Annotated in this window: 22 protein-coding genes and 1 riboswitch; of the genes, 1 reads left to right on the top strand and 21 read right to left on the bottom strand. The window is 46.9% G+C overall.

Annotated features, from left to right (window positions below; all coding sequences use genetic code 11):
• Positions 1–34: 34 nt before the first annotated feature.
• The 3 genes from QP775_RS25005 to spoIIE form a co-directional block, all read right to left on the bottom strand.
• Positions 35–1,072, bottom strand: a complete 1,038-nt coding sequence (locus QP775_RS25005; RefSeq protein ID WP_285109309.1) for a protein kinase domain-containing protein — start codon at positions 1,070–1,072, stop codon at positions 35–37.
• Entirely contained in the window at positions 1,056–1,832 is a 777-nt protein-coding gene (locus tag QP775_RS25000; RefSeq protein WP_285109308.1) for a vWA domain-containing protein, read from the bottom strand. The genes QP775_RS25005 and QP775_RS25000 overlap by 17 nt, the downstream gene beginning before the upstream one ends.
• A 118-nt stretch (positions 1,833–1,950) precedes the next feature.
• Positions 1,951–4,449 (bottom strand): stage II sporulation protein E, encoded by a 2,499-nt coding sequence (gene spoIIE / locus QP775_RS24995; protein WP_285109307.1) that lies wholly within the window; start codon positions 4,447–4,449, stop codon positions 1,951–1,953.
• A gap of 75 nt (positions 4,450–4,524) precedes the next feature.
• On the opposite strand from spoIIE, the gene QP775_RS24990 reads away from it, so the two are divergent.
• Positions 4,525–4,659 carry a hypothetical protein gene (locus tag QP775_RS24990; protein ID WP_275444850.1) on the top strand — a complete coding sequence of 45 codons (135 nt, stop codon included), beginning with the start codon at positions 4,525–4,527 and terminating at the stop codon, positions 4,657–4,659.
• Positions 4,660–5,027: 368 nt separating this feature from the next.
• Here QP775_RS24990 and QP775_RS24985 read toward each other — a convergent pair whose 3' ends face one another.
• The 18 genes from QP775_RS24985 to QP775_RS24900 all read right to left on the bottom strand — a co-directional run bounded on the left by QP775_RS24985 (position 5,028) and on the right by QP775_RS24900 (position 22,414).
• On the bottom strand, positions 5,028–5,537 hold the full coding sequence (locus QP775_RS24985; protein ID WP_239333818.1) for a S1 domain-containing RNA-binding protein: 510 nt from the start codon (positions 5,535–5,537) through the stop codon (positions 5,028–5,030).
• A 184-nt stretch (positions 5,538–5,721) separates the two neighbouring features.
• Positions 5,722–6,054, bottom strand: a complete 333-nt coding sequence (locus tag QP775_RS24980; RefSeq protein WP_239333820.1) for an FtsB family cell division protein — start codon at positions 6,052–6,054, stop codon at positions 5,722–5,724.
• 15 nt (positions 6,055–6,069) lie between these two features.
• Positions 6,070–6,738: a spore cortex biosynthesis protein YabQ gene (gene yabQ, locus QP775_RS24975; RefSeq protein WP_285109306.1), complete on the bottom strand. Its 669-nt coding sequence runs from the start codon at positions 6,736–6,738 to the stop codon at positions 6,070–6,072.
• The gene (yabP, locus tag QP775_RS24970; RefSeq protein ID WP_239333824.1) at positions 6,735–7,019 is read right to left on the bottom strand and encodes a sporulation protein YabP; all 285 of its coding nucleotides are present in this window, start codon (positions 7,017–7,019) and stop codon (positions 6,735–6,737) included. The genes yabQ and yabP overlap by 4 nt, the downstream gene beginning before the upstream one ends.
• A 128-nt stretch (positions 7,020–7,147) precedes the next feature.
• On the bottom strand, positions 7,148–7,639 hold the full coding sequence (queF, locus tag QP775_RS24965; protein WP_285109305.1) for a preQ(1) synthase: 492 nt from the start codon (positions 7,637–7,639) through the stop codon (positions 7,148–7,150).
• 41 nt (positions 7,640–7,680) lie between these two features.
• Positions 7,681–8,451, bottom strand: coding sequence for a 7-carboxy-7-deazaguanine synthase QueE (gene queE / locus QP775_RS24960; RefSeq protein ID WP_285109304.1), 771 nt, complete (start codon positions 8,449–8,451; stop codon positions 7,681–7,683).
• A complete protein-coding gene (queD, locus tag QP775_RS24955; protein ID WP_239333830.1) occupies positions 8,448–8,936 on the bottom strand; it encodes a 6-carboxytetrahydropterin synthase QueD in 489 nt (162 codons plus the stop codon). The genes queE and queD overlap by 4 nt, the downstream gene beginning before the upstream one ends.
• Positions 8,933–9,592: a 7-cyano-7-deazaguanine synthase QueC gene (gene queC / locus QP775_RS24950; RefSeq protein ID WP_285109303.1), complete on the bottom strand. Its 660-nt coding sequence runs from the start codon at positions 9,590–9,592 to the stop codon at positions 8,933–8,935. The genes queD and queC overlap by 4 nt, the downstream gene beginning before the upstream one ends.
• A gap of 156 nt (positions 9,593–9,748) precedes the next feature.
• Positions 9,749–9,792, bottom strand: a riboswitch (PreQ1 riboswitch).
• Between the two features lie 235 nt (positions 9,793–10,027).
• Positions 10,028–10,306: an RNA-binding S4 domain-containing protein gene (locus QP775_RS24945; protein ID WP_028543441.1), complete on the bottom strand. Its 279-nt coding sequence runs from the start codon at positions 10,304–10,306 to the stop codon at positions 10,028–10,030.
• Positions 10,306–10,578, bottom strand: coding sequence for an HU family DNA-binding protein (locus QP775_RS24940; RefSeq protein ID WP_028543442.1), 273 nt, complete (start codon positions 10,576–10,578; stop codon positions 10,306–10,308). Before QP775_RS24940 ends, QP775_RS24945 begins: the two co-directional genes overlap by 1 nt.
• Positions 10,579–10,775: 197 nt before the next feature.
• A complete protein-coding gene (gene yabN / locus QP775_RS24935) occupies positions 10,776–12,287 on the bottom strand; it encodes a bifunctional methyltransferase/pyrophosphohydrolase YabN (RefSeq protein WP_285109318.1) in 1,512 nt (503 codons plus the stop codon).
• A 207-nt stretch (positions 12,288–12,494) separates the two neighbouring features.
• A complete protein-coding gene (locus tag QP775_RS24930) occupies positions 12,495–14,282 on the bottom strand; it encodes a putative polysaccharide biosynthesis protein (protein WP_285109302.1) in 1,788 nt (595 codons plus the stop codon).
• A gap of 284 nt (positions 14,283–14,566) precedes the next feature.
• Positions 14,567–15,109 carry a stage V sporulation protein T gene (gene spoVT / locus QP775_RS24925; RefSeq protein ID WP_275444851.1) on the bottom strand — a complete coding sequence of 181 codons (543 nt, stop codon included), beginning with the start codon at positions 15,107–15,109 and terminating at the stop codon, positions 14,567–14,569.
• Positions 15,110–15,647: 538 nt separating this feature from the next.
• Entirely contained in the window at positions 15,648–16,697 is a 1,050-nt protein-coding gene (locus QP775_RS24920) for a peptidylprolyl isomerase (RefSeq protein WP_285109301.1), read from the bottom strand.
• Positions 16,684–20,211: a transcription-repair coupling factor gene (gene mfd, locus QP775_RS24915; RefSeq protein ID WP_285109300.1), complete on the bottom strand. Its 3,528-nt coding sequence runs from the start codon at positions 20,209–20,211 to the stop codon at positions 16,684–16,686. Before mfd ends, QP775_RS24920 begins: the two co-directional genes overlap by 14 nt.
• Before the next feature lie 249 nt (positions 20,212–20,460).
• A complete protein-coding gene (locus tag QP775_RS24910) occupies positions 20,461–20,691 on the bottom strand; it encodes an anti-sigma-F factor Fin (protein ID WP_239333842.1) in 231 nt (76 codons plus the stop codon).
• 64 nt (positions 20,692–20,755) lie between these two features.
• Entirely contained in the window at positions 20,756–21,316 is a 561-nt protein-coding gene (pth, locus tag QP775_RS24905) for an aminoacyl-tRNA hydrolase (protein WP_285109299.1), read from the bottom strand.
• A 144-nt stretch (positions 21,317–21,460) separates the two neighbouring features.
• Entirely contained in the window at positions 21,461–22,414 is a 954-nt protein-coding gene (locus QP775_RS24900) for a ribose-phosphate diphosphokinase (RefSeq protein ID WP_028543450.1), read from the bottom strand.
• Positions 22,415–22,441: the final 27 nt, after the last annotated feature.

Here is a 22,441-nt window from a genome sequence, read left to right as displayed (position 1 = left end):
TACCTGCTTTTTATGTATACTTACACCTATTCTGCTAGCCTAACCACCACTGCTCTCTCCATGCCCAATACAGCACACTCATGAGCAAAAGAATCGCCGACCCTGCAAATGACATTTTTAGCCACGCAGGCGTCGGGCGATGTGGACGACGCGGTGTGCGATACACCTGTTTGCTGATCCTCATCCACTCCTCCTTTGCCTGCTTGGTGGAATGAAATTTGCCGTAGATGGCACGGAACAACCACGATTCGTAAGGGTTCAACACGGGACACTCTCGTATGATCGTCATTAAGTCTTCACGCTGACGTATTTGTGGCAGAACACCAGATATTCGCTGCTTAAGCTTCTCTTCATTAAATAAATGGACGGTCAGCACCGCAAATGAAAACAAATCGTAGCTGAACTCTGCCACTCGTGATCCTGCATTCCAAGACCCTCTATCATACCACTCTGTAAATTGACGAATACTGCTTCCAGTTGGAGTCAGACCCCCATAATCGACTAATTCAACATCACCATCTTGACGTACCAACACATTATCCGCTTTAATATCCCCGAATACCCAGCCGTTCTCATGCAGCCATTCTAACCTCAATAACAGCTTGCCTCCGATAAATCCGAACCAATCCGAGCCTCGCTTCCTCATATAGACAGATAGCGTCATCCCTGGTACATAGCGCATTACATAAAACGGCAGCTTCTGTCCAGCTATTTCAGCATCGTCCGCTTCGACAAGAAAAGGCCGGGCTTCATCGCGCCCAACCCTATTCCCGCCTGCCTGCTGTCGTTTTATCTTTTCCAAAGCCTTAAGTGCATTAATCTCGGATTGAAACTCAATGGCGTCTCCACCAACCTTAAGTGCGTAGCCTTCTATAGGTCTTGAATGAGACTCATTGTTGCGAACTCGCTCCACATAATAGACTACCCCGTTCGCACCCTGTCCTAACAAACGTACGATTCGATAGGTCCGTTTATTCCATAATCCTGTTATTTTCTCACCGGACTTGAGTACAGCAGCACGCATCTCACGCATTCGCTCCAATGTCCGCTGTCGCTTATACGATGTAGTCACTCCACACCCCGTCCGTTCCAGTTCCCTCCCTATTGGAGGAACTTGAATAATAAGGAATATTCTCCGCTCTTGCCCTACTATCATATTGGTAAAAGTCTACTACATGCAAGAGGGCAGGCCCTGTAGGAGTTGTACCCCTTATATTTAGCCGTTGAAACAACCGCCTTACTCTATTCATATCGGCTGCCCAATCCATATCCATTACCGCATGTTCGTTCCCGTGAGATCCTGGAAAATGAAATACACTCAGCTCACTTTTTCCTCTTCTAGCTTGCAGACTTAGCATCAGGTCATGTATGGCGTCTTCTACAGCGGGAAGCTTAGGCTTCATGCTTGCGCTTGTATCGATTAACAGCGCAACACGAAGCGGCGTTTCCTCTCCCATCTCATCCATAACCCGTACAACTTCGGCACGCTGTTCAGGAGGCAGCACCTCGACACGAATTGATTCTTCTTCACATCCAAGAATATGCTTTAATTCGTGATTGACCGCTTGATGAATGGTCTGCACGACCGTCTTACGAGTCATCATCTGCATCGTCTGAGCAAGCTGTCTCTGATTTACAATTCTACTGATGCCACCTCCAGCTCTAGCAATATCAGTAATCTCTGCAGCGCCATACTCACCAATGGTGCCTTCGTCGACAATGCCGACAACGTTAACAGCAATACCCGCATCCCTTGCCTGCGCTGCAGCAACTGCCGGCTGGACACCTACATTGGAGCAGCCATCTGTAATTAATAGTATCTGTCGTAACATCACAAAACCCTCCTATTAGAGCAGCTAGAATCTAGTTCTAGTGTTGCCCAAAATAAGAGGGTTTAATCGATAGTGTAGGTGCTTGTTCCACCTCCAATATACCCTTTTTAGCTCTGATTTAACTAACCGTAAGCGGTCGCTCCATACGGTCATGCTGGTTCCAATGCAATGTCGCCCATTGCGGCATATGACGATCGAGCCGAGTGACAACGACAGACATATCGTCATAAATTTGACCTTGGGAATAGTGGATAACCGTATCCAGCAGGATGTCGGCGATCTCCTGTGGATCGTCCGTCTCCAATTCGCTGATCAACCGTCGTAACCATAGATCCTTGTTAATTGCCGGCCCCGGAGCATCATAGACACCATCTGTCATCATAATAAGCAGATCACCCGGCTTCATATGCATATGAATTGCGTCTACATCAATATCTTGAAGTATGCCTAATGGCAGGTTTCCTGCAGATAGAGGCTGCACATCCTTGCCACTCTTGATAAAGCTTGGAATAGAACCGCTCTTCATCAAAGTCGTTTTCGCGGTATACAGATCAACAATAGCTAAATCAACCGTCGCATATACTTCATCTGAAGATCGGACCATTAAGATTTGATTAACTGATTGTATCGCCAACTTTTCATCCATACCTGATTGCAGAAACTGTGACAGCACCGTAAGCGCCGTGCTGCTCTCCATACGTGCGCGCTCCCCATTGCCCATCCCATCGCTCAGTGCGATTGCGTATTTGCCCCCACTTAATTCAAGTGCATGATAGCTGTCTCCGGATAACATGTCCCCTCCCTTAGCGGCGCCTGCCATGCCTATCTGAACCTCAAATGATTTGGCTGACACAAAGGTTACTACTCCTCGACCCGATCTGTCCGTGTGCTGCTCCTCTCTAACTGAAATAAGTTCTCCTAATATATCGGACAGCAATGGTGCTATCAACTTACGGCATTCATCGTATCCGTCCGTAAAGGAATGCACCATTTCAATTTCTACGTGCCCTTTGTCTAGCGACAAGATGTCAACACGATTCACAGATAATCCAAGCTCCTCCATTGCTTGACGAATTTGCTCTTCCTGCATAAACATTTCTCTGCCCTCGCGCTGAATTTCCTTGGCCAAATCATCCATCACCTGAGATACCCCAGACAACTGCTCCGAGACAAAAGTACGACTGTCGTATACCTGCTTCCTCCAATCTTGGTCATGCCTATACTTTTCGTATAAATATTTCATCTGGGCAAGGACCTGCGGAGTCTTTAGGCACGCGTCCTTCCACCTCGGTAAAATATCACGATCCTTCATCTCCGGTTTTTCTTCGATAGCTGTCATCATATCCGTCATCCATGTAACAGTCTGTAAGTAGCGGTTATTCCAGCACGCCTGTTGACGTGGGCAGACAGCACATGTTTTCTGCGATACCGCTTCTATGAATGAATTAAATTCCTCCTCCTTTTGTTTGATTTCCCCCGTCCCAGCCATCTGTCCGAAGCTGCGGGACAATTGACGGAAGAGCTCTGAGAATTGTTTCACCCTATCCGCGGTCATATCGCGGACACGCTTTGCATATTCTTGTTGAGAGTTCAAATGTTCCTGCGTGCCAGGAATGTACTTTGCCAACGTGTCCATAATGGAGCGTGGCACCAGCATAAATAGTACTGCTGCTGCTATAGTCTCCCACGTAGAAGCCAGCACATTATTTGCGGGCCCCAAGTACACGGACAAGATAGCCGTTCCTAGCAGCATCCCGAAGGATACTGCCCAGCGCTTTCCTTCTCGCATCAATCCAGCCATAAGCCCCGCAAAGGCTAACAGACTCATCTGCATCATAGATCCGGGTTCTGCCAGGCTCAGAATTAGACCTAGAATAACACCAACCGAAGCACCTAGCGGAGCTCCTCCTACAAAGGCGAAAATCATAACCAGAAACCGAGACAGTACATGGTCAAACTGTAAGCCCTGCACCATCCATCCCACAGCGCCAACCATCATAGAGGCCAACAGAATCATGAGACAAATTAATTCCTCAGTACGAAGTGTATAATTACGTTTATTTAGCGTCAGCACAGGCAGCGCCTGAACGAATACCAGCGTCAACATAAATCCGAGCACCGCATCCGTTATATCCATCATGACTGGATACCATGTCAGTTGGGAGGTCATCATCGTCATAAAAAAATGAACCATAAAGTTAGCTGCCAGCACCATAAACGGGGCATAGTTCATTTCAGAGCGCTCATAGGCTTGCAAACCTCGCTGCATCAGGACAATAAGCAGCAGTTGTATACCAATCATCAAGGTTGTAGGTTCAGCAGCAAATAGGCTCCCTGCTAGCAGCGAAGTACCCGTCCATACAGCCAGATCGCGTCTTGTAAAGTACATAACTGCAAAAAAGGCGGATGCAAAAGGAAACAAATCTTCTAAAATGACAGCTCGTCCTAATAGAAACCCGATGCACAAAATAAAGATTGTCCACTTGCGAGTTCCGATTAATTGCTTAAACCGTTCATATCTCCATTTTTTGGCCCCGCTCTCCATCGCAACCGCCTCCTCATTATAAGGTTCCTGTCCGTACTGTTTTGGAAAAGGGATAATCTTCGTTTTACTCATCGCCCTTGCACCACCTATTCTCAGATTCATGTGCCTCTTATTATAGGGAGTAGAAAAGGAAACGTTTGTCAGAACGTGGACGTGCTGGCAAAAAAGTTTCCGACAGGTATTGAGATTACCGCGCGGATCGCGCGATGTGAGGAGCATCAAGGGATTGCTTCTCTTTTGGAGATCGGCAAGCTGGTTCACAGTGTCACAATTTCGTCATAACTAGTAGTCGTTTAACTGTGTTTTGAACTGGAAGTGTACACTTTGAAGGAGGATACTGTCGCAACTTTATGTTAAGACGACAAAAATAGTGAATGTGTGTTTTGGGGAGCATCCGCATTGACAATTGATGCATCTGTTCGCAGTGGGATTGCCGAATGCTGTTCAAGAAGGGCGGTTCAGCGAATGATGACGGATTGGTGAGATTAGTAAAAAAGTGGATTGAGGTATCTTACTTAAACAATCAAAGATGCCTAAGACACGCAGAAAAGCCGCAGGCAGCGGAATCAATCCGCCCTGCGGCTCTAATAATCACGTATATGGAATGCAAGCCAGAGTGCTTACATTTCGTAATCCCTTATCGGTCGTGCTTACACTCGACGTGCGCCGCGTCCGCCACGCTTGCCTTCTGTGTTCTTCTTGAGCGAGGAGATTCGCTCTTCACTATCTTTAAGGAAACGTGACATTTTATCCTCAAAAGAAGGGGTATTGTAAGACGGTCTACGTCCCCCACGATCCCGATTCCCAAATCCTCCTGGTCTTCCTCCGTCTCTGCCGCCGCCACCTCCAGCCGGACGATCCGGACGTGGTCCGCTTGGACGATCCGTGCGCGGTGCTCTTGGCGGTCTCTGCTCAGACGCAGGCTTATCAACTGCTTGCTTAATAGACAAGCCGATCTTGCCGTCCTTGTCGACGTTAATAACTTTGACCATAACAACATCATCAATCTTCAAATGGTCATTGACGTCTTTGACATAGTTATCGGCAATCTCAGAGATGTGAACCAGTCCTGTGACACCTCCCGACAGATCAACGAACGCGCCGAAATGCGTAATGCCTGTCACTTTGCCTTCTAACTTGGTGCCCACTTCAATTGTCATAGAATAAAACGTTCCTCCCTTAAAATGTTAAACGGCACGTTGCTCTGAATCAGCGTCAGCTTATTGTTTCAGTTCTAAACTAAAAACGAAGCTATGAAATTCCAGTGCAAAGTACTGCTTATGTCGTGATTATACTGTAATGGCGCAAGGTTGGTCAACTGACTGTTGTCCTTATTATAGAGCCTTATTCATCATGTTTGCGAATAAGCTTTTCATTAGGCAGCACCATACCTCTAATTCTCGCTAAATCAAGTATATATTCTGTCGTATTAAGCCTGTTCACTTCTGCTAACAGATCATTACGAGCTTGTTCAGCTTCGTGCTTCTCCTTCTCTTGAAGGACATATTCCTGCTTCAAATCCTGCATCTGAAACATCTGGCTAACATAGGTGTATACACCCCATCCCATGAACACAAGCATAAAAAGAAGCCATAATTGTAGCCGGCGCTTAGTTCCTTTACGCACAGACCGGGCAGATGATGCATTCGATTGTGTTCGGGTTGAGTGCCTTGCCATCTGTTAACCTCCTTGCTATTTGTGCTTTATGCGGAGCCATCTTCGGATTGTACCGGGCATATTCGCACATTTTCTTATAACCAGCTTAAAAGTTCCTGAAACGGCACATGTCACTCTCTTCATGCCGGTCCACCATCGAGTCATCCGTTCTGTCATCCCAAATCGGTTCCAAAGCGGCATTACAATCGGTGAAAATGCCCATTTTACAAGCCACCAGAGCGGCTGACTACATTTTAGCACAACTTTTCCTAGGAAAATAGCAACCGTACCTAAAAAACGGAGGATTGCCAGTAAAAACAGTCCTATGGTCTTAAGCGGCAATATCAGGACGAAATAAAGCGTTTTAAGGAGGAATTTGACAACAGATTTCACTGCAATGACAATTCCATTGACTATAGTAACTGTCAGCTTGCTGAGCAGTATATAATAAAGCCACGCGCCAAGCGCCAAGCCTAAAAATACATAAAATCGAAGCTCTCCCTGATTGCCCTTTACGAGCATTTGGAATACGAACCATGTCGCAGCAAGCCAATAGATGATGTCGATGCAAGGTAATGTCCAACGCGGAAAATGTAACTGCCCCGCTACAACACGATAGCTGTCATACGCCACACCCATCGTTAATCCACTCAGCAGCATAAGCAGCACAGTCATCCACTGGCTGTATAGATCGATCGGACTCACTTAAATAACTTCCCAAAAAAGCCCTTGGATTTTTCCTGCTGATTCGTATCTAAATAGGTCAGGGAGTTGACCATTCCTTCAATAGCTACCAAGCCCTGTTCAAGGCTCAAGTTCTTGATATGCAGGTTATGGCCACGAACCGTCAGGAAACCGCACTCGGTCTCTAACAGAAATTCCTCGCTGTCAAAGCTCTCGACACTAATGACGCCGCTTAGTTCCAGTATTTTGCGGTTCATCATCTTTACTTCTTGACGCTTGGCTGGCTTATTTGCTTCATACATAGCATGTACCCCTCCTTCTCTTCACTAGATTATGAAGGTAAGGGGTACAAATAGAACCTGCTCCGTACACCAACTCTTTTTTGAAAGGACATGTGTAAACTTCATCTCCCCCTAATCATACGAGCGGTCTAACGGTTATCAATCTTTTCAGGGTACAGATCATGCTGTAGAAGCCGCTGTCTTGCCATATCCTCAAATGACGTTCCAGGCTTGCCGTGATTGCAGTAAGGATCAATTGAGATACCTCCACGCGGGGTAAATTTGCCCCATACTTCAATGTATCGCGGATTCAGAAGCTTAATCAGGTCATTCATCATAATATTGACGCAGTCCTCATGGAAGTCACCTTGATTACGGAAGCTGAACAAATACAGCTTCAACGCCTTACTCTCAACACAGAGCGCATCAGGAATATAGCTGATGTAAATCGTCGCAAAGTCAGGCTGCCCCGTTATAGGGCATAAGCTAGTAAATTCTGGGCAGTTAAATTTAACGAAATAATCTCGATTCGGATGTTTATTCGGAAAAGATTCAAGCACCTCTGGTGCATAAGTAGATTTATATTCAGTCTTCTGTCCAAGGTGAGTCAGCGGCAATTCCGCTTCATTCCGTCCCGCCATCATATGTCATCCCCTTTAATCATGTGTAATAAATTTACGCTTTAAACCCCACGTTTATTGCCCCAGACCAACGTATGCAGTTGGGGCAGCACACGAACGTCATTCAGTCGCGATTCAACTGACACTTGGTCAATCAACCACTCATAACGTCGTAATAAGCTCTTTACAAGTGAATCGTCATCGGTCGCCGTAACTGCCTCATTACCTGTCTGTAATACAAACGAGATATCCGGATAACGCTCATGAATAGCGATAGCATAGTTAAAGTCATCTTCGTCAAAAATGACCACTTTAAGGCACAATCCATTACCCACTGTGCTCAGCTTATTCACCATATCATCCAGCAGCTCATAGCTTGTTATCATCCCTGAACTCGGGGGTTTTGGGGAAACAGTGACATCATCGATAAGAGCGAGCCATGGCTGCCATTTCGTTCCTTGTGTCTCTACCGCCAGGCGAATACCCTTTGCACGCAGCAAGTCTACTAACTGTCCCATCTGCGGCAAAAGTGCCGGATTCCCGCCAGACAATGTCACATGGGAAAATTGGTCTGGAGCGAGCTTGTACAGCCGCTCCCAAACCTCCTCCGCATGCAGCATCTCTATATCCTGTTTAGCACTGCCGTCCCAGGTGAAGGCCGAATCACACCAGCTGCAGCGATAATCGCAGCCCGCTGTGCGGACAAACATCGTTTTTTGTCCGACTAATAACCCTTCTCCCTGCACGGTAGGACCAAATACTTCAAGCACTGGAATCCGTGCCGAAGCAGCTCCTCTAGACGAGTCAACTGAATGATGAACTTCATCGTTCATTCCGCCATCCACTCCCGTCTTACCTCCGCATAACTCGTCGGTGTTTCGTATAGGCGTACAAACTCTGTTCGCCCCTCATGGCATACTTCCTTATAAGGCTCGCTTTGAAGTGCCTGCTCCATCTGCTCGAAAATCCAAACGACCATATTTTCAGCTGTTGTGTTCATCAGAGGGAGTGTCTCATTTAAATAACGGTGATCCAAAAAAGGCTCAATATGAACCTTCCATATTTGCTTTATATCTCCAAAGTCGAGCGCAAGCCCGATTTCATTTACGTTACCGCTGATGCCAAATACCACTTTATAGGTGTGACCATGCAAATTTTTACATTTTCCTTCGTAAGCATGCAGATGATGGGCCGCGTCAAAAGTAAATTCCTTACTGACCATCACCCGCTTCTGATGATAACGAAGCTGCTCCTTGCTAATATCCATACCAAACTGCTGCAGCTTCTCCACGATGCGGAACGTCCCCGGCTGCTTCACAGCCGCACCTCCCGTTCCTGCAAGTACGTATCCAGCCCTGCGCGACGCAGCTTACAAGCGGGACATTCCCCGCATCCGTCGCCCGGAATGCCATTGTAGCAGGTTACCGTCTTCTCGCGCACAAAGTCCAGTGCGCCAAGCTCGTCAGCAAGACGCCATGTATCTGCCTTATTCAGCCACATGAGCGGTGTATGAATGACAAACGGGTACTCCATCGCCAGATTAAGCGTCACGTCCAGTGACTTCACGAAGACATCGCGGCAATCCGGATAGCCGCTAAAGTCGGTCTCGCATACGCCGACCACCAAATGGCGTGCCCCGATCTGCTTGGCATAAATAGCGGCAAAGGTGAAGAAAACCATATTGCGCCCCTCCACGAATGTCGATGGAAGCTGCCCCTCCTCGTGCGTAATCGCCATATCACTGCGCGTCAGCGCATTAGGGGCGAGTTGATTCAGCAGCGACATGTCAAGAATACGGTGAGGCACTCCAAGCTCAGCTGCGATCCGACTAGCATGTTCAAGCTCGGAGCGATGTCTTTGGCCATAATCAAACGAGATGGTCTCCACCTCTTTAAATTGTTCCAACGCCCAGAACAGGCATGTGGTGCTGTCTTGACCGCCGCTAAATACAACAACGGCCTTTTCTTGTTTCATCATTTTGTCTCTTCCTTTCTATTCCCTCAGAGGCGAAAGGCAGACCGATTGTGAAGAAGCCGACACGTAAAAAAGGGATGCGCACACAGCACATCCCCTCGACTAGGCATCTTCAAATACAGCACAAAGCAGACGGCATGCATGTCCTATGTGCTGATGGCCTTAGTTTTTTATAGAGGGAGATTGCGAACCTCTCCCGCGCGCCAAGAAACTGTCCATTAGAACTTGAGCTATCGCGGAATATATGAAGTTATACGCCCATTATTATAGCACAATCACATACCAAAGCACCGAATACAGACTATCGTCCTTTATTTCCCAATATACTTCTGGCTTATCTATACCAATTGACGCTATTCTCCCCAGTCCGATAAATATAAAAAAGCAACTGCGGTCTGTATAAATACAGTTCCACAGTTGCTTCTGGGATGTCGATTACCATCCAAGGTCGTCTTGCCTTGGAATCGGTTCTTCTCGGAGCAGCGTGTACATGCCGGCGGCTTCGTCCTTCTTGGTCGATTCCTGAAGACGCTCCACACGAACCGTCACAAGCTTCTGACCGAACTGAACCGTAATCTCGTCGCCAACCTTAACGGTACTACTAGGCTTCGCTTCACGGCCGTTCAACACCACGCGTCCCTGACCGGACACATCTTTAGCGACTGTACGCCGCTTAATGAGTCGCGATACTTTTAAGAACTTATCGAGTCGCATTATTTTACAGCTTCTTTAAGCTTGTTACCTGCTTTGAATGCAGGAATTACGGACTCTGGAATTTCGATTGTTTTGCCTGTTTGCGGGTTGCGACCTGTACGGCCAGCGCGTTTGCGAGTTTCAAAAGTACCGAAGCCGATCAATTGTACTTTATCGCCTTTAACCAATGCGTCAGTTACCTCACCGAAGAAACCGTTTAATACGGATTCTACATCTTTCTTAGTCAAGCCGCTTTTTTCTGCAATGTTGTTGATCAAATCTGTCTTGTTCATTCTATTGGCCTCCCAATCCTCGTAATCATTAATAGAGTGTTGTGACTTCTGCAGCGTTACAGCCACATTTACCATCTAGCCACGGAATACGTACGCTTATGTATTCTTGCTTTAATAGTAAATTCCTTCCCGCGCGAGACTTTTTTTCGGATTTTGACGAAAAAGAGAGAAATAAAAAGGACCTCTCGCTTAAGATGTTACGGCTTAAGTCGCTTTGCTTCCTGCCACCACTGCTCCATTTCTAGTAAATCAGTCTGGTCAAAAGATTTGCCATTTATACGAAGCTGTTCTTCGATATATTGGAATCTGCGCACAAATTTACGATTGGTCTGAGATAAAGCTTCCTCAGGGTCCGAATCGATAAACCTAGAGACATTAACGGCTGCAAATATGAGATCACCCAGCTCTTCTTGAGCATGATGCATCGCTTCCGCTGTCTGTCCTTGTGCGTTGCAAGAGCTGACCGCCTCTCGCAATTCTTGCAATTCTTCGCCTACTTTGTCAAGTACATCTTCCACCTGATTCCAGTCAAAACCTACTTTTGCGGCTTTTTTCTGAATCTTGTAGGCCTTCATCAACGCTGGCAAGTCCCGTGGAACACCGTCCAATACGGACCTGCGAGCATTATCTACTCCCTTAAGGCGCTTCTCTTCCGCCTTCATCTGTTCCCAGTTTTGCAGAGCTGCTGCAGCATCCGTGGCTTTCTGTTCGCCAAATACGTGTGGATGTCGATATAGAAGCTTCTCATTTAAACCTTGAACAACATCATAGACGGTGAAGGCACCTGTCTCTTCTTCCATTTGCGAATGAAGCATGACCTGGAGCAGTATATCACCCAGCTCTTCCTGCATGCCAACGGGATCGTCATCATCGATGGTCTCCAGTACCTCATACGTTTCCTCGATCAAGTTCTTGCGAATCGATTGGTGAGTCTGTTCTTGATCCCAAGGGCATCCCTCTGGACTACGCAATATGCCTACTATTTCATGCAATCTTGCAAAAGTACGATTACGCACGGATTCATCGGTTGTGCGTGGTACCCAAATAAGTGACAAGTTCCCGTATCCCTCTACACGATCGAGTTCATGCAGCGGAACTCGCTGAATCCGTTCCATTCCTTGGACACCTAACGCGTGGCCAACCACGACCTCGTAATCATCAGGATAAATGTCCATTAAGCCCAGCTTCACGTCTGAAGCAGTAAACGTATCATACACCTGTCCGATAAGGATGTGCAACTGAGGCGACAGAACAGCCGGATTCAGCATGGTCGCGTCCAACAACTGGAAGCCATCAATCGGATCGAATCCGAGACGGTTAAACGCCTGATCCAAGAAACTCTCCCCACCAAGCACACGCAGTTCAATCCCCTGCTGTTCACATCGTTCGCGCAGTAAACTAACCGTTGACTCAGCCACCATCGGGTGGCCAGGAACAGCATATACAATCTCCTCTGAGGGCGACTTCAGTGCCAGTTCAATTAACTGGCCGCTAATATCGTCATACACAGCTGGAAAGTTGTCATGGGCTTCATAAACACTGTCAAAAGTCGTATATCGAACACCGTGGTCACGAAGTAATCCCATAACGGGGTGGTGTTCCGTACGAACATAAAGGTGCTTGGATTCTCGCAATAAGTTCCAAATAGCCAGCGTCAACTGACCCACATCGCCTGATCCTAGGCCAACCGCTGTAATCTGTCCGCTAATGGTGAACGCCTCCTTGAAATATACATTTATTAAATACACATATTGTAAATAATTCCTGGAACCTATTACCTTATATTCAACCAAGTGAAGTATACATTCGGGTAAAATCTCACCTCAACAAAATCCGCATGCAGAGGATTTTGTTAGGATTAGTTCTCATTGAATGGACATACATGTGCCAAATGTCCATCCAATATGCCTCGCCAGCTAACGCTTGCGACGCTCGGCCAGCGCAGCAAGCCGCGTGCCGATTCGGGGCACGGCAGCCAACTCCTGCGGCTGCACGAGCCCAAGCATGACCGCTAGGGCGCCGAATACAAGCGCACCTAGCGGCACGCCGATAGCGGTGGCGGCCAATGCAGCCAGCCGGCCGCCGCCAATACCCTGCGCCACGGCGGCGGCTGACAGTCCCGCCACGGCGCCCATGACGAATAGCGCCAGCGCTAGCCGCGCAATGCCTGCGGCCCAAGCCGCAGGCGCTACGCCGCCGTGTCGCGCGAGCGAGCGCACATTCAGTGCGGCTGCAAGCGTCAGCGACACAAGCGCTGACAGCGCGGCACCTTCGATGCCGAACATCGGCACCAGCACGATGTTCAGGCCGATCTTTGCGCCGGCAGCCGCTAGCAGGTGCACAGCAGGTGCGCGCAGCGCGCCAATACCCTGCAGCAGCGTAGCTGATACGACCTGCAGCACTCCTGCCAATGCCGTGCTTGATACAAGAGCAAAAGCAAGCTCAGCCCGATTGTCCATGTACAAAGCAATATTGATTGGTCTCGTCAGCACAACTAACCCTACTGTCGCTGCCGCACCTATTATTAGTGCAGCTCTCATGGCTCCTTTGATAAGCTTGGCTTGCTCCCTCATGGAACCCTTACGTTTTGCCTCAGCGAGCGCCGGTACTAAACCTACGGCCAAAGAGCCTGCGACCATCGTAACAAGCTGGGTCAGCGGCAATGCACGCGAGTATAATCCATACTGTATCATGGCAGCAGTGCCTGTATATCCTTCAGCATTCAACAGCCGTGGAACAGTGAACACATCCACCACATTCACCACAGGCACAACGATGGCTCCAAGGCATATCGGAAGGGCTGTCCATGCCATTCGCTTCATCCATGTGCCGAAGGAAGGATTGCTTTCTCTCGATGGAGAAGCCAAGCCTTCTGCACGCTCAGCTCCGTGATTACGCCAGTCCTCTTGTTCTCCAGAAGCGACGGCTAGCGCATTTATATTCCCGCTTGATGAATGAACTGCAGGTATCAGTCCTACATGTGTGTCCAAGACAGCTGGCTTCTCCTCACAGCTGACTACGCTCGCTGTCAACGCTTGTCGCCGCTCGTTGCGCAGCTCAACTCCCCTCACCACTACCAAGAGCACAAGCCCGCACAAACCTCCTGCAAATGAACCAAATGTGGCACCTGCTGCAATAACATCATCCGCTGCCTGCTGCCCGGTAAAGATCAGCAGCAGCGTTATCATAACAGCTACACGAACAACTTGTTCTGCAACTTGTGATATCGCACTAAGCGTCGTTCGACCCTTGCCTTGATCATATCCCCGCAATACAGCTGCCAGTGGCACAACCAGAAGCGCGTAAGATGAGGCCTTTATCGCCTCAATTGTATGTAAATTATCAATCCAACCCGCTATTAGCTCTGCTCCGCTGTACATCAAAATCCATCCGGCAATACCTGTTGTACCCATCAAAAGTGCTGAGGCACGTATGATGTGACGAGAGCCCAGCTGATCACCTACAGCCTCACAATCTGCTACAAGCCTAGAAACAGCAATTGGTATACCCGCTGTAGCGATAGCTGTCAGCAAGACATAGAACGGGTATACTGCATTGTAAATGCCAAACACACCGTCGCCACCGATATTTTGCAGCGGAATCTTCTGCAACGTTCCGATTAGCTTAGACATCGCCGTGGCTAGGCCAAGCCATAGAGCTCCGTGTACAACTTGTTTGGCTGCACGCAAGTTCTGTTCTGTCATATTCGATCACGCCTATCCCTTTACAGCCTTTTCGTCCTGTATTATATCATAAGGCGAAGGAGCAACGTTAAGCTCAACATGCAGGACAGGCGCGCTGATTCATCGCCTACAGGGATACACCTGTGCGGCATACCGTCTGGTCTTTGGTATCAACTTGTCCTTTTCTGGCTGTGTATATTCAATTTGCTGCTGCCATGCCATAAACACGCAAAAAACTCCTTATTCATATCTCGCTAATGCCTAAGCAAAACCGAATATGTATAAGGAGTTTCCGATAACTTTTATTATTGTTCCATTTGCTTACCTAAGAATCCGGCAGCCGTTTCAGACATTTTTTGTTCCATTTGAGCCATTTTCACGCTCTCGTCTTTGTTCAACATAACAACAGTACCAATAGGGTCTCCGCCAGTTATGATTGGAGCAACAACAAATGAGGACAAAGCTTCCATGTTGTCTTTAACGATCTCGTAAGATCCTGTGTTTGTTTCCACAATCGTCTTGCGGTTTTCCATACAGTTCTCAAGCAGCATACCGATTTGTTTCTCCAAAAACTCTTTCTTGGAGCCGCCAGCGACAGCGATAACTGTGTCGCGGTCCGAAATCAACGTAATGTGACCCGTGCTTTCATACAACGATTCCGCATATTCTTTTGCGAAGTCACCCAGTTCACCAATTGGGGAGTACTTCTTCAAGATCACTTCACCATCGCGGTCAACGAAAATTTCGAGTGGATCTCCTTCACGGATTCGCAAAGTGCGACGAATTTCTTTAGGGATTACGACACGACCAAGATCATCAATACGACGAACAATACCAGTTGCTTTCATGTATGTTGCCTCGCCTTCCATCAATATAATTTGTTAGGACTACTGAATTATTTACAAATAGGAGCGAATCGGTATGGATTCTTTTATGCTGACCATAGTATTCATCTGCTCCCAAGTTCTTATACATAACCATAATACGCAGGTAAACCCATCCAAGTTGCAAAAAAAATCACATTTTTCGACACTTTACGACAATATTTGATTATGTTTTCTTGAAATTTTCACAATTTTCAGTACTTTTGTTGAAATATCTCAGAAAATAAGAATTCATTCTGTCCACTTCTAGCATATTACTGATTCTCCGATGGCTTGTACACCCTTTTTCTTGTGTTTTCCCAAAATGGACACTTTTTCTTGTAAGTTTCAGCCGCGAATTAACGGAAAGTCCTCTGACAGTGACTAAAAGCCTCCTTTTTAAGAAGATGTTATGGCTACGGATGATGTCTTCCCATCTTTAACAGCTCTCTTGCTGCCACAACTCGAAATAAAAAACAGCCCCTGCCGCAACGCGATAGAAGGCTGTTTAAATTGTTCTCTATTATTTCCCAGTTTCCGTCTTAGGTTCTTCCTTTGGAGTTGCAGGCTTGTCTGTTTCTTTCTTATCTGCCGGCTTCTCTTCTTCCTTCTTCTCGGTCTTAGGCAAGTCAATCTTCTTGATGATCTTCTCCAAGTCCTTTTCCATGAAAGTATTCATCAGTTCAGTTGCTGCTTTCGTACGCAGCGTATCCTTTTCGACTTGTGTAAGCTTGTCGAAAGTCTTATCTGTACGGTTCTCTACTTTCATGACATGGTAGCCATATTCCGTCTCAACAGGATCCGAGATCTGGTTCAATGGCAGTGTCAAAGCTGCTTCCTTAAATTCTTTTACCCATTTGCTTACAGCAACGTCTTTATACAAACCACCATTCTCAGCTGAACCTGTATCATCAGAGAGCTCTTTCGCCAGCTTGGCAAAGTCTTCACCCTTCTTCAGGCGATCTTGAACGTCTTTGGCAAGCTTCAGAGCATCTTCCTTCTTGCGGTCTTTTTGATTCTTATCTTTAAAGCCGATCAGTACATGACGAACGGACGCCGTTGTAAAGTCTGTTTTATCTTTTCCGAACTGTGCTTTAACCTGCTCATCCGTTACTTTTGCGTTATAATCCGCTACTACAGTAAGTATACGATTCATATACGTCTTTACATCATCTTCTGTTAGCTTTTGTGCTTCAAGCATCTTCTTAAACTGATCATCGCCAACCTGTTTTTTAATACCGGCGATTTGTTCATCTGCTCGTTTGGCACCTTCTTGTTTTGACTTGTCAGGTGCTTTCTCTGTCAAGTACAGATAAGCAATCTGCTGCTTAATAAAATATTGACGGAAATCATCCATCTCAATTAATTGCGCATAATCCGGGTAAAAGAACAGCATGTTCGCTAATTCTTTGTCGAATTGCGCTTGTGTCACTTGTCCACCCTCATATGTCGCAACGACAGTATCGTCACTCGCGTTTTTATTGCCACACGCAGCTACAAACGTTAGTGCAAGCACTAGTGTAAGCAGGATGGTCACTCTTTTCCAGGAACGTTTCGTATTATTTTGCAACATCTTGCAGTTCTCCCTTCAATTTAATCGCATCTTTCGCCCCTTGCATAAACTGCTCCAGCTTCATCAACAGCTGTAAGGCATCATAACCGCGGGCATTAAGCTTGATTGCTCCGCTGGCATTCTTATCTACGACAAAACGTCTGTCAATGTTGGTGGCGAGAGTAGCAAGCTTCTTACGGTCAAGGCGTGATTCAGCAAGCGGATGGACCTTCAATGACACATCATCTCCGCGTTGCGTCATCGCCTCAATGCCATATTGCTTCGCGTACCATTTAAGACGTGATACGGCAAGAAGCTGCAATACAGCAAGTGGTGGCTCTCCGAAGCGATCAACCAGTTCGTCGCGCAGCTCATCCACCTCTTCTAGAGAGGATAGACCCGCCACTTTCTTATATATTTCAATCTTCTGAATACTATCATAAATATAATCGGCGGGCAAATAGGCATCAATATTCAAGTCTATCAATGTCGTCCACTCTTGTGTATCCTCGATGACGCCTCCATCAAGCTCTGCCTTGCGTTTGGCAACCTCATCAGACAACATTTGCGAGTATAAATCAAAACCAACTGACGCAATAAATCCATGCTGCTCTGCACCTAACAGATTTCCGGCTCCACGAATGGACAAGTCCCGCATTGCAATCTTAAACCCTGATCCAAGTTCCGTGAATTCCTTAATTGATTGGAGTCGTTTCTCAGCGACCTCATTTAACACTTTATCACGTTGGTACGTAAAGTAAGCGTAAGCTATACGGTTTGAACGTCCTACACGGCCACGCAACTGATACAACTGAGACAAGCCCATTTTATCCGCATCATGAACAATCAGTGTGTTCACGTTAGGAATATCTACACCTGTCTCAATAATGCTGGTACTGACCAGCACGTCGTACTCTCCATCCAAGAAGTCCAGAATGGTCTTCTCCAGCTCTTGTTCCGACATCTGTCCATGTCCAACCGTTACACGCGCATCAGGAGCCAGCATCTTGATATGATCGGCCATCTGATGGATGCCCTGCACCCGATTGTATAAGTAATAGACTTGCCCTCCACGGGCAAGTTCACGCTCCACTGCTTCACGTACGAGCGTATCGCTATGCTCCAACACATAAGTTTGTACAGGAAAACGGTTCTCTGGAGGTGTCTCAATAACAGACAAGTCGCGTACGCCAAGCATGGACATATGGAGTGTCCGCGGAATCGGAGTAGCTGTAAGCGTCAGCACATCTACATTGTTCTTCAAACGCTTGAGCTTCTCTTTGTGGGTTACGCCAAACCGCTGCTCTTCATCCACAATCAGCATGCCGAGGTCCTTAAATACAATATCTTGTGATAACAGGCGATGCGTGCCGATGACCACATCCACCACACCCGATTTCAAGCCTTTCATCGTCTCATTTTGCTCCTTGCGAGAACGGAAACGACTCAGCACTTGAATGTTAAACGGATAATCTGCAAAACGCTCTCTAAACGTCTCATAATGCTGCTGCGCCAAAATCGTAGTTGGGACAAGGACAGCTACCTGCTTGCCTTCGATAGCCGCTTTGAATGCTGCGCGAATGGCAACTTCCGTCTTCCCATAACCAACGTCGCCGCACAAGAGGCGATCCATTGGGCGTGGAAGCTCCATGTCCTGCTTGATTTCTTCTATTGCACGCAATTGATCCCGTGTCTCATCATAAGGAAACATCGTTTCGAATTCCGTTTGCTCAGGCGTATCTTTCTCAAATGCATACCCTGGAGATGATTGTCTTGCCGCATACAGCTTGATCAAATCATCAGCGATATCTTTAACCGAAGAACGAACCTTGCTTGTAACTTTTGCCCACTCAGTCCCGCCTAGCTTATATACTTTAGGCTCTTTCTCCTCAGAACTGACGTACTTCTGAATCAAATGGAGCTGATCTACTGGTACAGACAGTTTATCTCCACCTGCATACAAGATGTGCAGGTAGTCTTTATGAATACCATTGATCTCTAGCGTGCCAATACCCATGTACTTCCCAATACCATGATTTTGATGAACGACGTAATCGCCCACTTTAAGCTCTGAATAACTGCGAATTCGCTCTGCGTTGTCCACTTTGGCATCCGAACGACGAGCCGTTTTACGCTGTTTCTGCGAGAACATCTCACCTTCAGTAATGACGACCAGATGAATGGAAGGCAGCTCAAACCCACTTTGAAGGTTCCCCTTCATGATGGTTGGCTCCGGGATTTGATAATCTTGCAGTACCCGGCGCACACGATCAATACGCTCCTCGCCATTTGCCAGAATGATGACGTTTGCATTTGTTTTCTTCCATCGTTCCATCTCGGCCTTAAGCACATTCATTTGTCCATGGAAATTCTGCATTGTCCTGCACATTACATTAACAATGTTCTGTGGCTGCGTATGCGGTACTTGCCGAAGAAATAATGCCATAAATACTGTCTGGAACGGACGCTTGCCCAAAGTGTCTTCCGACGTCTTACCAAGTGGCAAAGAAGGCAAAGTCTTACCATGCTGCAGCAAATGAGTGTTCCATTCTGCCTCGTCTCGTTCAAGCTGCTTCGCTGTTTCCAGCACGCGGGCAGGCTCATCCACGATCATAAGCGCATCAATGGGCATATATTCGTATAAAGTATGCTTTTCAGGGTGCAGCAAAGTTACGTACTTGTACATATCGTTAAAGTACACCTGCCCCCGAAGGCGGTCAATTTCTTGGTGAATCTCTTGGCGCAGCTTCTCTTTGATTTGGCTGTCGCTCATTTTGCTTAGCTGCTCCTCTAAGCGAAGGCCCGCTTCATCAGCTGCATTTGCAAATCGGGCTGCATTTGCAACCATTTCTCTAGCTGGCGTAATCGTTAGCCGATCCAACTTATCCATCGAGCGTTGATCCGTCGGATCAAAGGTGCGAATGGAATCTACCATATCATCAAACCACTCAATACGGTAAGGTACACTGGATGTGTAAGGGAAAATGTCGACAATCCCGCCTCGAACACTCATCTCGCCGCGCGACTCTACTCGGTCCGTACGCTCATAACCGAGCGCGACCATACGCCCGAGAAACGCTTCAAGAGGCTGCTCGGTATCCACTACTACATCATATTCTGCTTCCGCCATAATCTCTCTGGCTGGCAAATACCGCCGTAGTCCTGCATAAGGCGTCACGACAACACCACGAAAGCCCTTTGCTAGCCGGATTAAGGCATCTATTCGCTGTGCAATAACTTCAGGGCTTGATATTGCTGCTTCTGCAGCCACCAACTCATTGGCAGGATACAGCAGCACCTGATCAGGCGATAGACATTCCTGCAAGTCCTCTGTCACTTTCTGTGCTGAAAACATATTATGTGTCACAACGAGCACAGGGCGATTCAGCTCTTGCGCCAGCGCGGCCATCATAACTTGTCGGGAAGAACCCGATAGACCGGATACAAGCTGCTCTTTCATACCGGTGCGTATGCCCGCTACGATAGAATCTATATCACGTTCTGCTGATAAAGCTTGCATAAGTGCATTTAACAAGGACAGGCACCTCTTTCTGGCCAACAAAGGATGAACACGCTCTATTGATCCATAACTAGTCTGATATCATAACAAGAACTTCTATTGAAGTCGATTGTATAAAAAGTAATGTATGAACACGATAAATAGACTCGGTCCTACAAAAATATATTGCTGTACATCACTTCAACTTTATAACGCGACCACAAATCAGCCTCGGCACAAATGCCAAGGCTGATCCCTCTTATATACTAGCAAACTCAACTCGTGCTATTGCAATGGTGATGTCAACGTGCTTAATTCTGGATTATGATCATATGCCTCTGCACAATAATCACAAGTCATTCGTACCGTCACGTCACCATTGTCATGAACACGTACATAATGCCGATGTTCTTCTGGCGTAAGCATATGAAAACCGAGTCTCGACTGGTCGATAGCGGCTCCTTCAATGCGTCCAATTAACGTGTGACAGTGCTTGCAGACATAATTCACAGACATGTATATGCCTCCTCACGAAGTAATATACCGTCTAGTATGCCCGCTAGCATTCAACCATAGCCTGTTATCCGTTAAATTTAGCCATTGTCTGTTCAAACGTATGACTTAGCGCAAATTCAACTGCATCACAAGTACGTTCAATCGTCTGTGCAACAGCTTCTTGCTCCTTCTTGGCAAACGTCTGCAGTACATAATCTACAATATCACGGCCAGGAGCTGGCCGCGATACGCCCATCCGCATACGATTAAACGATTGGGTTCCCACATGCTGAATAATTGACTTAATGCCATTGTGGCCACCTGCGCTTCCTTGGTAACGCAGGCGCACCTTGCCCAGCTCAGTGTCCATATCGTCATACAATACGATAAAGTCCTCTAGGCTTGCCTTGTAGTAGTCCATATAACCGCGAACCGTTTCACCTGACAAGTTCATATATGTCATCGGCTTGATCAGCACGATTTTTTCCGAACCTATTTTGCCTTCCCCGATTAGCCCCTTGCATTTGCTTTCTTTCACATCAATTCCAAATCGGTGGGCTAGCGCATCAATAGCCATAAATCCAATATTATGACGCGTTGACGCGTATTTGGTACCTGGGTTGCCAAGTCCGACAATCCATTTCAACGTTATTCTCTCCTTCCTCATCCATCCGGTAGCCCGAATAAAGCTGAATGCCGATAAGGGTTACATCTGCAGCACGCTTGCTTGCCGATGTAACCCTCGTCTGTATGGGAGCTTAAAAGCTTCTTGCTCCTCGCTGTTCATCTATTACTCAATTTCAAACAATTTGCTGATAGACAACTCTTCATGTACACGGATAATCGCCTCGCCCATAAGTGGAGCGACAGACAACGTACGTAGCTTGCTTGAAGGGTTCGGATGTTTCACTGGAATCGTATCTGTAACGATAACTTCCTTGAACGGAGAATCTTCCAAGCGTTGCATGGCTGGCCCCGACAATACAGGATGCGTACAACAAGCGTACACTTCCTTAACGCCTGCTTCCACCAATGCATTTGCACCTAGGACGATTGTGCCCGCTGTATCAATAATATCGTCAATAATAATAGCCGTCTTGCCTTTAATATCACCGATAATATTCATAACCTCACTTACGTTAGGCTCAGGACGACGCTTATCGATAATGGCAAGCGGTGCATTCAAGAAGTCCGCTAACTTACGAGCGCGTACCACGCCACCGTGGTCAGGCGATACAACAACAACATCTTCCATCTTCTTGGATCGGAAATATTGTGCCAAGATCGGCACACCGAGCATATGGTCAACCGGAATATCAAAGAAACCTTGAATCTGCGTGGCATGCAAGTCCATCGTGATAACACGATGTGCACCCGCTGTCTCAATCAAATTAGCCACAAGCTTAGCCGTAATTGGATCACGGGAACGCGCTTTGCGGTCTTGACGAGCGTAACCGTAGTATGGAATAACGACATTAATGCTCTTGGCGGATGCACGTTTTAATGCATCGACCATAACAAGAAGCTCCATCAGATTGTCATTAACTGGATCACATGTGGATTGCACGACGTAAACGTCACAACCACGTACGCTTTCAGACAGGTTGATTTGAATTTCTCCGTCGCTAAAGCTCTTTGTGCTGGATTCACCCAAAGGAATGCCAATGTAGTCTGCAATTTGCTGTGCTAACTTCGGATTGGAGTTACAAGTGAATATTTTCAGCTTGGAATCACAATACGTCATAATAGTTGTTAACCCTCCGTGCTGGTT

This window comes from Paenibacillus sp. UMB4589-SE434 (assembly GCF_030226685.1).
Classification (GTDB): Bacteria; Bacillota; Bacilli; order Paenibacillales; family Paenibacillaceae; genus Paenibacillus_B.
This window is presented reverse-complemented; position numbering and strand designations above follow the sequence as displayed.